The following is a 12917-nucleotide window of genomic DNA, read 5'->3' as shown; positions in this document are numbered from 1 at the left end:
TATAGAGGTTAAGGCGGGTAGTGATTTTTGCAAATAAAATATAGTGAAATCAGTGAGGACAGTAATAATTAAAAAAAATATTATAATCATGAATAGGAAAATATTCAATATTGTACTGGTTATGTTGGGTTTAGCAACATTAAGCTTTTGTACCTATGCTCAAAAAAAATCGCCATTGCTGGTGAGCGATGGCACCATTTTTAAATCAAAAACATTTTTCCCAAAATTTAGCTGGTCAACCACACCAATGTACTATCATTTTGGTGATATTAATCGAGTTTTAAAACCAGAAGAAGTAAAATTTATTGCCGATAGAACAGACTTCATCTGTATCGAAAAATCACACGCATTTAATGAACTAGGCGATGCAGTTCTCGGCACAAAGCAGGAGGTAGGGGCATTCCATAAAATCAAGCCTGATGCTAAAGTGTTATTCTATTACAATTCTTACGTTGCTTGGCCCTTTACAAGGTTTAATAAAGAATTTACTCCAGAAGGTATCGAAAAAAATAAGGAATTAAAAAAATTCTTGGAGATTAACCCAAAAACTGGAGAACTTACGACAAAACTTAAGCCGAATTTTTCTTATTATTTTGATGCGTTAAATCCAGATTTTCGTAAATGGTGGGCAGAGTCTGCTGCAGAAGGTGTTAAGGTTTCTGGTGCCGATGGTATTTTTATTGATCGAATGAATGTTGATGAAAAATCAGGTTATCCACAAGATAAATTAGCTGAAGTTTCCAAAGCCAAGGGCGAAATGATGGCTGCACTTAAACAAAAAATAGGACCCGATAAAATATTGATAGGTAATAATGCTGCCAATAACAAAGATGTTTTTCCTTCTTGCGATGCTTTTATGTTTGAGCATTATAATGAAATAGTTACCAGCAAAGAAAATTTGCTTAAAGAATGGGGCGATATGCTTCGCATTGCTAAAGCTGGGAAAATGACAATTTATCGTTTTGGCGCAAAGGGAAAAGGTCCTACCGACATCACTGTTGGGGCAACAAAAACAGATGGAATGGTAAAAAGGTCAAAAGATCAGTTAGAATATTATTTATCCTGTTTCCTTATCGGAGCACAACCTTATTCATATCTTCAATGGAATTGGGGATGGAATTTAGAGGATGGAAATTTGATAAGATATCCAGAATTGCAAAAACCACTTGGCGCACCCAAAGCAGCTTTTAAACGTGTAACCCCAGATGGTTGGGAATTTACCCGAGAATTTGAACATGCACATGTTTGGGTTAATACAGAAACTAGAAAGGCAAAGATTACCTGGAATTAATAACGTATTAACCATTAATGGTATTAATTCAATCAGAAAAGGGTTTTATAAAGTAAGGGTACTTAAAAGTTAAGGATAGTAAAAGTTAAAAATTGAAACCAGACGGTTGAAAGCCTACCAATAACCGCTGAGTTTAGCTAAAATCTCGTGTAGTATTAAAATTATGACGAGACTGAAGACTAAAGAATGAAAATTTATTAAAAAATTTAAATGACCGGAACAAAAGTTATAATAACGCTAAGTATAGCGGGATTAAGCATATTAAGCTTGGGGGCTTGTGCCCAAAAAAGTTCTCCATCGCAAATAAGCGATGGTACCGATTTTAAACAAAATACATTTGCCCCAAAATTTAGTTGGGAAACTACGCCGATGTACTACCATTTCGGTGATATTGACCGAGTGCTTAAACCAGATGAAGTTGAGTTTATTGCGAAAAGAACCGATTTTATAACGATTGAAAAATCTCATGGATTTAACGCTTTAGGCGACGTCGTACTTGGTACAAAACAAGAGGTAGACGCATTTCACAAAGTCAAGCCTGGTATCAAGGTATTATACTATTACAATTCATTTGTTGCTTGGCCATTTACCCGGTTTAATAAAGATCTTACTCCAGCCGGTGTTGCTGCAAAGAAACCTACAACAGCATTTTTAGTCAAAAATCCTAAGACCGGGAAATTGATGGAAAAGACTAACGGTCCAGCATTTACCTACTACTTTGACTATTTAAATCCTGATTTTCGTAAATGGTGGGTAGAACAAGCCGCGGAAGGCGTTAAGCTTACAGGTGCCGACGGTATTTTTATCGATCGTATGAATCCAACTGGACAATCTGGTTACCCTGCAGAAAAAGAGCCTGAAATTGTACAGGCAAAAGCTGAAATGATGGCGGCACTTAAACAAAAAATAGGTTCTAGCAAGATACTTATTGGTAATAATGCAGCCGATAATGAGGCGGTTTTCCCTTTTTGTGATGCTTTTATGTTCGAACATGCTAATCCAGAAACTTTAAGGAAGGAAAATTTACTTAAAGAATGGGATGATATGTTGAAAATTTCAAAAGCAGGCAAAATGACGATTTATCGGTTTGGTGCAAAGGGTAAAGGTCCTACCGATATAACTATCGGTGCAACAAATACAGACGGTATGATTAAACGCTCTAAAGATCAGTTAGAATATTATTTATCCTGTTTCCTTATCGGAGCACAACCTTATTCTTATCTTCAATGGAACTGGGGATGGAATTTATCAGACGGTAACCTGATAGATTATCCAGAACTTTCAAAACCACTTGGAAGTCCTAAAGCAGCGTATAATAGAGTAAATCCAAATAGTTGGGAGTTTACCCGAGAATTTGAACATGCGAGTGTTTGGGTGAATACAGAAACTAGAAAGGCTAAAATTACTTGGCATTAGGGATGTAATAGCAGTTTTTTTTTATAAAATATTGCCATAGGTGAAGACATTTAAGTTAGGAATTGAGAAATATGCTTGCGCTATCTTTTAGATATTTGATAATGTGGAATAATCAGCTATATCTAAACATAGCATGTTTAGAGAATAGGAATAACAAATAAATAAAACCTTTATAACAATAATGAGAATATTTATTTTAATTACACTTTTTCTAGGTATCAACTCAGTTATGGCTAAAGAAATTTATGTTTCTTCAATCGGTAGCGATAAAAATGTAGGGACAAAAGTGCAGCCTTTTTTAAGCTTTGAAAGAGCACTATTAGAGACCAAGAAATTTGCTGGAAAAGAACCTGTTCATGTTTGGTTTTTAGAGGGAGATTATTATTTGAATAAAACAATCACGATAGGTATTGAATCCTCTGGTTCGTTAAAAAATCCAGTACTATTTTCTGCTTTGCCTGGTTCTAAAGTAAATATCAAAGGCTCAAAAGAACTGAAAAACTTAAAATGGAATGCCTATAAAAATGGTATTTATGTCGCATCGGTTCCTTCTGGCTTAACTTTCGACCAAGTATTTATCAATGGAGAAAGAAAAGTAAGAGCCCGTTTCCCAGATTATGATTATGAAAATCCACTACGTGGAGGTAATGGTTACCAGCAAGTAATAGGAGGTACAAATCATAGATATGATAAATGGTTGTCTTTTGATTCAAAAACCTTTACCAATAAAGACTGGAAAAACCCCGAAACAGGAATAGTACATGCTTTCCAGAGTCATAATTGGGGCAATATGCAGTACCGAGTAAAAGAGGTTAATCGCACAGAAAACAAGCTCTATTTAGGAGAAGGCGGTTGGCAATTACAAAGAGATCATGGTATTGGAGGCTCTGGTGAAAGTGCTTCTTGGTTTTTTGTAGATAATATATTTGAAGAGTTAGATACTCCAGGCGAATGGTTTTTGGATACAAAAGCAAAACTGCTGTATTATTATCCACAGAATATTCAAGAATTTAAAAATGCTAAGGTAGAAGTCCCCATTTTAAAAGACTTTATTCAATTGATTGGTACTAAAGAATCGCCAGTAAAAAACATCAGTTTTAAAGGACTCAATTTTACACAATCTCGCTATACCTATATGGATAAGTACGAGCCTGTTGCTCGTGGAGATTGGGCAATACACAGAGGCGGAGCCATATTTATGGAAGGTGCTGAAAATTGTGTGGTAGAAGATTGCAATTTTGAATATGTTGGCGGTAATGGTGTTTTTATGAGCAGCTATAACCGGAACAACCAAGTGAAATCTTGTCGTTTTGTACATACTGGCGAGAGTGCTGTTTGTTTTGTAGGCTCTCCATCTGCTGTACGCTTTTATCAAACTTGGGATGACAAAGAAATTTATGGAAAAAACTGGAATGAAATGCGTAAAAACATGGATTTAACATCAGGCCCAAAAACACCTGATTACCCAGAAAATTGCATAGTAGAAAATAGCGTGATGCATGATATTGGAGATGTAGGTAAGCAAGTCGCAGGCGTTTATATTTCTATGAGCCACAAAATAGTAGCATCACACAATACCATTTATAATTGTCCGAGAGCAGGTATATGTATTAATGATGGCACTTGGGGGGGGCATATTATAGAGTATAATGACATTTGGGAAACCGTAAGGGAAACCGGAGAACATGGGCCTTTTAATGCTTGGGGTAGAGAAAGGCAATGGAGTGGTTCAAGAGGAACCGATGCAGATTTTATGAAAGAGCTTACCAAGCTTGATGCAATAGACCCGGTTATTGTGAGGAATAATAAAATTGCAAATTATCGTAAATCTATTAGCGCCGGAAATTGGACGATAGATTTGGATGATGGTTCAAGTAATTATGAAATTTATCATAACCTTAATTTAGGATCAACTATCAAATTACGAGATGGGATGTTGAGAAAAGTGTTTAACAATATTACTGTAAGTGCTGTCCCGCTAGGTTGGCATGTTTGGCCAAAAGCATCTGAAGATGAGATTTATAAAAACATTTTTGTGATTTCTGGAGCTATTCCAGGTAATGCAGAACCTACCAATAGTTATATCAGACAAGTTGGATTGCCTACCGATACCAAATGGAGTACTCATTACGATGATAATTTATATTGGAATGTAAATGCGCCAAAGAATGAGTACATCGTGGATAAAGTAACTTTTAAACAATGGCAGGAAAAAGGTTTTGATGAGAAATCAAAAGTAGCAGACCCTTTATTTGTTGATCCAAAGAATGGAAATTATCAAGTTCAGGCAAATTCGCCAGCTTTAAAATTGGGCTTTAAAAATTTCCCAATGGATGAGTTTGGCCATGAGATGACCAGGATAAAACCTTTTGGAGGAGATTTTTCGGGAGAAACAAAAGTGGAGGTAATAGCAGATAAAAGAGGTGGAAAAGAAGCTGATATTTACTTCACGCTTGATGGTTCTGAACCAAGTATTCATTCTCAAAAATATAAAGGTGCTATAAATATTAAAAATTCAACCCTTTTAAAAGCACAAACATTTGATAAAAATGGAATTTCAATAGGTTTTGTAAACGAAGCCAATTTTACCAAAGTAAATGAAGTAGTTTATCCAAGTTGGCTAAGTACATTGTTAACTGGTAAATATGAAGGACAAGAAGGAAAGACAAATAAGAAAGCACTCGAAATGGAATTAGAAGGCGCATTATTAATCAATATTGCTGATGATCCTGATTTAATTGACGCTACAGGTGGATATAATTATGGTTGCTATATCAAATCCATCGATCCCGAAAAAGGAAAAATATGGATAACAGCTCAATTACCGGCAGACTGGGTAATACAACAAGTTAATGGCAATAAAATTCAAAACATAGCTGCTTTAAAAAAACAGTTTGAAATTAATAAAGGGAAAACAATAATCGTTACCGCAGCAAGAGATTATAATTTTAAAAAATTTGAAGTTAAAATTCCTTAAATAACTTATTGAATAATAACTAAAACTGATTTAAAAATAAAAAATGAGAAAGCATTTATCTAAGCTAAAGCTTAGCCGCTTAATAATAGTTCTTACGTTACTGCTGACTAATAACTCTTTTGCGCAAGATTTTTCAATGCCTAGCATCTTTGCAGATCAGATGGTTTTACAACGTCAGCAAAAAGTGCCAGTTTGGGGCACAGCACAGGCAAATGCAATTGTGAATGTGTTGTTTGCAGGGCAAAGTAAATCGGTAAAAGTAAATCTTGATGGAAATTGGAGAATAGATTTGGATGCTTTAAGGGCTTCGGCTGAACCCCAAATGATGACCATTACTTCTAAATGGGACAACAAAATGAAAGAGATTAAAATAAAGGATGTTTTAGTTGGGGAGGTTTGGCTTTGTAGCGGACAATCTAACATGTACCGTCCATTTAGAATGTTGATGGGAGAAGCAACAGATCCCGCTTATGAACCAGCGGTAGCCTATTTAAGGAATGAAGCAGCTACAGCAAACGATCCTTTATTTCGTCAGTTTAAAGTGGGTAACAGTTTTAGTGTGTTGGAAGAGCAAACGAATGGGAGAGGCGAATGGTCAAAAGCGATACCTGTTGAGGTTAACGAGTTTAGCGGCACTGCTTATTTCTTCGGGAAAGAATTGCGTCAAAAATTAAACGTTCCTGTAGCCATTATCAGTTGCAATTTAGGTGCAACCCGTATTGAACCTTGGATGCCTATCAATGCTTATGAGAAAAATAGTTCTTTGAAAGCATATTATGATGGAGAAATAGCCGCTTACAAAGAAAATCTTTCAAACTGGGATGAGCAAAAAGCTAATACAGCGTATAAACAATTGCTTGTTGAGTGGGAAGAAAAAGTAAAGTCGGCAGAAACAAAAGGCGAAAAAGCACCAGATAAACCTCGAAAAATAGAATCTCCAGCCCGAGATAAGCAAGTGCCAGGAACACTCTACAACGCCATGGTTCACCCACTTGTTCCTTTCGCTGTTAAAGGCGCAATATGGTATCAAGGAGAAAGTAATACAGATAATTCCGCTAATGATTATGGGCTACGACTTGCGGCTTTAGTTGAAGGCTGGAGAGCAGCTTGGGGACAAAAACAATTCTTTTTCTTTTGTAGTCAATTAGCAAATTATAGATCTCCAAATAAAGAGCCTGTTGGAGATGAAGATGGATGGGCTACAATTTCTTATCAGCAAAGTCAAATTCTAAAACTTAACAACACAGGATTAGCGGTATTAAATGATATTGGTGAAGCCTCAGATATTCATCCAAAAAATAAAATGGAAGTTGGAAAAAGACTTTCCTTATGGGCTCTACATCAGGCTTATGGTCAAAATATCGTTTATAGCGGACCATTATACAAAAATGCTGAAGTTAAGGGGAGTAAGATGGTAATCCACTTTGATAATGCTGGCTCGGGTTTAATGGTAGGGAAAAAGCAATTGCTGAACCCAACAGTTGAAGTAAACGAACCCTTAAAACGTTTTCAAATTTGTGGTGCAGATCAGCAATGGAAATGGGCAGAAGCTCGAATTATTGATAAAAATAAAGTGGAAGTATGGCATCCCCGAATTTCACAACCAATAGAGGTGAGGTATGCTTGGTCGTCTAACCCAGAAGGAGCAAATTTATATAATAAAGAAGGTTTGCCAGCATCGTTATTCAAAACAAACAACAATTGATTATGATAAAAAGTAAATATTTTTTAGTGGTAATTATCTTTGTAATAACCGATGCTTTAAACCTATTACAGGCTAAAACAGTACCAATTAAGCAGCCCAATGTTATTATAATTTTGGTTGATGATCAAGGATATGGAGATTTGGCATGTTTGGGTAATAAATACATTAAAACCCCAAATATGGATGCGCTATATAACGAAAGTGCAAGATTTACCAATTATCATGTTAGTCCAACTTGTGCGCCTACTAGATCGGCTTTAATGACTGGTCGTCATGCTGATAGAGCTGGAGTTTGGCACACTATAAATGGTCGGTCTATACTTTTAGAAAGAGAAACTACTATGGCGCAATCTTTTAAAGAAAACGGATATGCTACAGGGATTTTCGGTAAATGGCACCTTGGTGATTATTATCCATCACGTCCTCAAGATAAGGGGTTTGAAGAAGTTTTAATTAATGGAGGAGGAGGCGTTAATCAAACTCCAGATTATTTTGATAATGATTATTTTGACGATACCTATTCGCATAATGGAAAGTTAGAAAAATATAAAGGTTATTGCACCGATGTTTGGTTTGAAAATGCAATTAAATTTATTGAAGGCAATAAAAACAAACCTTATTTCTGTTATATCCCTACCAATGCAGCACACATACCGTATTACGTTGCTGACAAATATTCAAAACAATATGAAAACAACCCAAATATTCCTAATGCAGCTTTTTACAGTATGATTTCAAATGTTGATGAGAACATTGGGAAATTAATCACTTACTTAAAATCAACAAAGCAATTGGATAATACCATTTTAATTTTCAGTACTGATAATGGATCTTCTGCTGGTGCAGATCTTTTAGGCAATGGTGCTGATGGTTTTGTTTCAAAAGGGTTTAATGCAGGAATGAGGGGTTTAAAGGCAAGTATGTACGAAGGCGGTCACCGAGTGCCGTTGTTTATGCACTGGAAAGATGGTGGAATTTCTGTAGGTACAGATATTAATGAGCTTACAGCACATTACGATATTTTCCCAACTTTAGTTGAACTATGTAAGCTTAAATTAAACAAAAATTTGAATTTTGATGGTAAAAGTTTGGCGCCCCTTATAAAAGGAGATACTAAAGACTTTAAGGATAGAATAATAATTACCGATTCGCAAAGAGATGAAACCCCAATAGCATGGAAACGCACTTCTTTAATGCAAGAAAATTGGCGCTTAATCAACGGGACAGAACTTTATGATATTAAAATTGATCCAGAGCAGCGTAATAATATTGCCAGTAAGTATCCTGATAAAGTAAATGAATATAAAAAAGAGTATGCTGCTTGGTGGAAGAAACTTGAACCAAACTTTAAAATTTTTCCACTTATCTATATTGGACATCAAGGTGTAAATCCGGTAACATTATATTGCCACGATTGGCATACTGATAAAGATAGTCCTTGGAACCAAAATTTAATAAGAGATGGTTATAAAGACAACGGATATTGGTTATTAAAAGTAGATCAAAGTGGAACATATAAAATTAAGCTTCGTAGATGGCCAGAAGAAATTCATGTTGGAATAAATGAAGGCATACCTGCCAGACCAGCAATTGCAGGTACAACGGTAACAGCGAGTAATGAAGGAAAGGCGCTAAAAATTACCAAAGCCGCCATAAGCATACAAGGGATAGAGCTTTCTAAAAATGTAACTGGAAATCCAGAATTCCTTGAATTTGAGGTGAAACTTAAAAAAGGAGAAGCAAAACTTCAATCGTTTTTTACTTTAGGTAAAAATGAAACCATAGGTGCTTATTATGTAAGTATAGAAAAAATTTAAAAGCATAAGTTAAACATGATGAAAAGATTAAAATTAATAATAGCAATAATGCTAATGAGCATTACATATGCCAATGCTCAGAAAGCGGTTATGCAAAAAAAGCTGAACGATGAAGAGCGTATGAAATGGTGGCACGATGCAAAATTCGGTATGTTTATACATTGGGGCTTATACGCTATTCCTGCCGGAGAGTATAAAGGAGACACGGTTAAAGGAAATGCCGAATGGATAATGGATAAATTGGATATCCCAGTGAAGGAATACGAAAAATATGCGGCACAATTTAATCCAGTAAAATTTAATGCTGATGATTGGGTTTCAATTGCCAAAAATGCAGGTATGAAATACATTGTACTAACTTCAAAACATCACGAGGGTTTTGCAATGTGGGATTCTAAAATATCTAATTATGATATTATGGATTCCTCGCCATTTAAAAGAGATATTATTAAAGAGCTTGCAGAAGCTTGTAAAAAAGCAGATATAAAATTTTGTGTTTACTATTCTATTGTAGATTGGCATCATCCACAAGCACAAGCACCTCTTTTTCCTAATTACAATGCCGGGCAAAAAGATCAAACTATCGTTAATCCAGAGTTTCCAAAATACTTTGAGAATTATATGAAACCACAAGTTAAAGAGCTTTTAACCAATTATGGCGATATCGGTGTAGTATGGTTTGATGGAGATTGGATTGCTGATTATACCACTGAGATGGGAAAAGAGCTATATAATTACATCAGAGAAATACAGCCAAATACCATTGTAAATAACAGAGTGGATAAAGCCCGTACCGGTATGAGCATCAAATCTAAAAAAGGAGATTTCGCGGGAGATTTTTTTACACCCGAACAAGAAATTCCTGCTAAAGGAATTCCAGAAGCTTGGGAATCTTGTATGACAATTAATCGTACTTGGGGTTTTAAAAAATCAGATCATAACTGGAAAAGTAGTACAGTGTTGATTCAAAATTTGATAGATATAGTTTCTAAAGGTGGAAACTTTTTATTGAACGTTGGACCAACTTCTGAAGGTGTTATTCCTCAAGAAAGTGTAGATCGATTAAAAGAAATGGGCAATTGGACCAAAACTAATGCTGAAGCAGTTTATGGCGTAAATGCAAGCCCTTTTGAAAAATTAGAATGGGGACGTTGTACACAAAAAGTAGAAAATGGAAATACGGTGCTTTATTTTTCAGTATTTAATTGGCCTACAGATGGCAAATTGGTATTGCCGGCTTTCGATAATAACGTTGTAGATGCTGCTTTGTTACAAAATGGGAAAGAAGTAAAAGTAAGTACAAACAATAAAATTGTTAGTTTACAATTACCTGTAACAGCACCAGATGCTATTGCAACGGTTATAAAAGTGAAGTTAAAAGGAGCAATTAGCTTATAGCACTCAGAAAATAAATATGTTTAATCTCAAAAAGAATAGTTTTTTAGTATCTGTGGTTTGTATTTGTTTAATGGCTGGTTGTAAAGTTAAATCTTTGCTCAAGTACGAAAAATCAGATAATACGGTAACTATTCATGTAGATAGTTCAATCTTACAAGTTCAAATTATTGATCATTACATTATTCATATCAAGAAGGTGCTGGATAATTCTGTTGCATCTAAAATTCCTGATTATGTAACCGTTTTATCTCCTCAAAAAACACCTTGGCAAGTAGCTGAAAAAAATGGGCAGGTAATCATCAGTACCGATTCTGTAAAAGTGATTGTAAATGCCAACGGTAATATTCAATATCAAAACCAAAAGGATAATAAACTACTATCTGAAACTAAAGATTACACTTACATTAATCCAAAAAATCAGGGAAATAAGGTTTCGCAATCTTTTGCAGTTGGAGATGAAGCTATTTATGGTTTAGTTTAATTTCGCTTATTCAGAAACTTCAAAAACCTTAACGCTTAAAAATGATTCAGATCAATTCATCAACTTTTCTAAAAATCCTATGAAATTAATTATTGGGTTTGTTGGAAAAACAAAGCAAGAAGAAGTGATCTTTAATGGAGATGAAATTATTATAAAACTTTAATTAGCTCAAAAAAACACAATGAAAAAAATAGGAATTAAGATTTTATTATGCGGTTTAGCTTTGGCTTACGCTGGAATGTTGAATGCCCAAAATAAGGAGCAAATTACTATTGAGTCTTTATTAAAAGAGATGGTTAACCGCGATGCCATTGCTCGTTTTCCTAAATCCGATTTTAGGTTAAAACAACAAAGTAGTTACAACAGAGCCTCAAAAACGCCACAAGATACGGTAGGTTGGTTTGATAATAAGGATAATAATACCAAAGAAACTGACCACAATTTTATCCGAACCGAAGAAAATAATGGGCAAAAGGAATGGGTTTTAATGGAAGATGAAGGTGCTGGTGCAATTGTTCGAACGTGGATGCCATTTAGGACTGCGAATAAGCCAGAAACTGATATTCAAATTAAAATATACTTAGATGGAAGCAATAGACCAGTTTTAGAAGGCAATATGTTAGGTTTATTAAATGGTACAGGCTTATTTCCTTATCCTTTTGCACATAAATCTTTAAAGTCAGCAGTTTCTTTTTTCCCAATTCCTTATGCTAAATCCTGTAAGATTACTACAACAGGAATGCCATTTTTTTACCAGTTTACTTATCAAAAATATCCTATAGGAACAGCAGTAAAAACTTTTAGCATGGCTGATTTTAATAAGGTTAAACCATTGATTGAACAAGTTGGTAAAACATTGGTTAGCCCTCAAGAAGCAAAAGATGGTAAAGAGATTGCTATTGAAGCTAAATTAGATTCAAAAAAACAAAAATCGATAGAATTACCAAAAGGGAATGCGGCTGTTCGAAATTTTAGTATAAAACTTTCTGATTATAAAGATCCATCTATCACACGTTCGGTAATTGTTAAAATGGAATTTGACGGAGAACAAACGGTTTGGTGCCCAATAGGTGATTTTTTTGGAACGGGTATAGGTCTTAATCCTTTTAAAGGGTGGTATACTACAGTTGACGAAGACGGAATAATGTCTGCCAGATGGGTAATGCCTTATCAAAAAACAGGTAAAATCACCATTGAAAATTTAAGTGAAACAGCAGTAAACATCCAATTAAAAGCTAAAGTTGGAGCTTGGAAATGGGACGAACAAAGCATGTACTTTAATGCCGCATGGCGAGGTCAATATCCTGTTGCAACTCGTCCTTATTCGGATTGGAATTATATAACTTTAAAAGGTCGTGGTGTGTATGTTGGTGATGCTTTAACTGTTATGAATCCTGTTGCTAGATGGTGGGGTGAGGGAGACGAGAAAATATGGGTAGATAACGAAAATTTCCCTTCTATTTTTGGAACCGGAACTGAGGATTATTATGGTTATTCCTGGGGAGGACAAAGTAATGATTTTTACGAGCACCCTTTTCATGCTCAACCACGCAGTTTTGTGTACAATAAGTTAAACCGCAAAACCAGTAATGATAAAAACACTTTAGGTTACAGTACTGAAACACGTACACGCTCATTAGATACCATGCCTTTTGGAAGTGCCTTAAAATTGGATATGGAAATTTGGAGTTGGACTGATTGTAATATGGGTTATGGAGTAGGGGTTTATTGGTATGGAGATAAAAATATATTTTCTAACAGGAAGCCAGACCCAAAAGGCGCCTTAGTAATACCACCATTACCAGCGGGTTTCCCAAACCAACCAAAATAAA

8 protein-coding genes are annotated in these 12917 nt (G+C 35.2%); all 8 read left to right on the top strand.

The features are described from left to right. The first annotated feature begins 88 nt into the window (after positions 1-88). The 8 genes from ADIARSV_RS10210 to ADIARSV_RS10175 all read left to right on the top strand — a co-directional run bounded on the left by ADIARSV_RS10210 (position 89) and on the right by ADIARSV_RS10175 (position 12916). Complete coding sequence (locus tag ADIARSV_RS10210) at positions 89-1291, top strand: putative glycoside hydrolase (protein WP_040299718.1); 1203 nt, start codon at positions 89-91, stop codon at positions 1289-1291. Positions 1292-1501: 210 nt separating this feature from the next. Further along, on the top strand, positions 1502-2707 hold the full coding sequence (locus ADIARSV_RS10205; protein ID WP_016195422.1) for a putative glycoside hydrolase: 1206 nt from the start codon (positions 1502-1504) through the stop codon (positions 2705-2707). Positions 2708-2888: 181 nt separating this feature from the next. Continuing rightward, positions 2889-5684, top strand: coding sequence for a chitobiase/beta-hexosaminidase C-terminal domain-containing protein (locus tag ADIARSV_RS10200; protein ID WP_083936557.1), 2796 nt, complete (start codon positions 2889-2891; stop codon positions 5682-5684). A gap of 43 nt (positions 5685-5727) precedes the next feature. Beyond that, positions 5728-7389 carry a sialate O-acetylesterase gene (locus ADIARSV_RS10195; RefSeq protein ID WP_040299717.1) on the top strand — a complete coding sequence of 554 codons (1662 nt, stop codon included), beginning with the start codon at positions 5728-5730 and terminating at the stop codon, positions 7387-7389. A gap of 2 nt (positions 7390-7391) precedes the next feature. Continuing rightward, complete coding sequence (locus ADIARSV_RS10190) at positions 7392-9206, top strand: arylsulfatase (protein WP_016195419.1); 1815 nt, start codon at positions 7392-7394, stop codon at positions 9204-9206. 15 nt (positions 9207-9221) lie between these two features. Then, complete coding sequence (locus ADIARSV_RS10185; protein ID WP_152439831.1) at positions 9222-10604, top strand: alpha-L-fucosidase; 1383 nt, start codon at positions 9222-9224, stop codon at positions 10602-10604. A 94-nt stretch (positions 10605-10698) separates the two neighbouring features. Next, positions 10699-11085, top strand: coding sequence for an alpha-glucosidase domain-containing protein (locus tag ADIARSV_RS10180; RefSeq protein WP_160166653.1), 387 nt, complete (start codon positions 10699-10701; stop codon positions 11083-11085). A 181-nt stretch (positions 11086-11266) separates the two neighbouring features. Beyond that, positions 11267-12916, top strand: a complete 1650-nt coding sequence (locus tag ADIARSV_RS10175) for a glycoside hydrolase family 172 protein (RefSeq protein ID WP_016195416.1) — start codon at positions 11267-11269, stop codon at positions 12914-12916. The last annotated feature ends 1 nt before the right edge of the window (position 12917 follow it).

This window comes from Arcticibacter svalbardensis MN12-7 (genome assembly GCF_000403135.1).
In the GTDB taxonomy this organism is placed as follows: Bacteria; Bacteroidota; Bacteroidia; order Sphingobacteriales; family Sphingobacteriaceae; genus Arcticibacter; species Arcticibacter svalbardensis.
This window is presented reverse-complemented; position numbering and strand designations above follow the sequence as displayed.

Bases quoted from the DNA above. Each gene is read 5' to 3' on its own strand.
- ADIARSV_RS10210 (WP_040299718.1), top strand. From the start codon at position 89: ATGAATAGGAAAATATTCAATATTGTACTGGTTATGTTGGGTTTAGCA.
- ADIARSV_RS10205 (WP_016195422.1), top strand. From the start codon at position 1,502: ATGACCGGAACAAAAGTTATAATAACGCTAAGTATAGCGGGATTAAGC.
- ADIARSV_RS10200 (WP_083936557.1), top strand. From the start codon at position 2,889: ATGAGAATATTTATTTTAATTACACTTTTTCTAGGTATCAACTCAGTT.
- ADIARSV_RS10195 (WP_040299717.1), top strand. From the start codon at position 5,728: ATGAGAAAGCATTTATCTAAGCTAAAGCTTAGCCGCTTAATAATAGTT.
- ADIARSV_RS10190 (WP_016195419.1), top strand. From the start codon at position 7,392: ATGATAAAAAGTAAATATTTTTTAGTGGTAATTATCTTTGTAATAACC.
- ADIARSV_RS10185 (WP_152439831.1), top strand. From the start codon at position 9,222: ATGATGAAAAGATTAAAATTAATAATAGCAATAATGCTAATGAGCATT.
- ADIARSV_RS10175 (WP_016195416.1), top strand. From the start codon at position 11,267: ATGAAAAAAATAGGAATTAAGATTTTATTATGCGGTTTAGCTTTGGCT.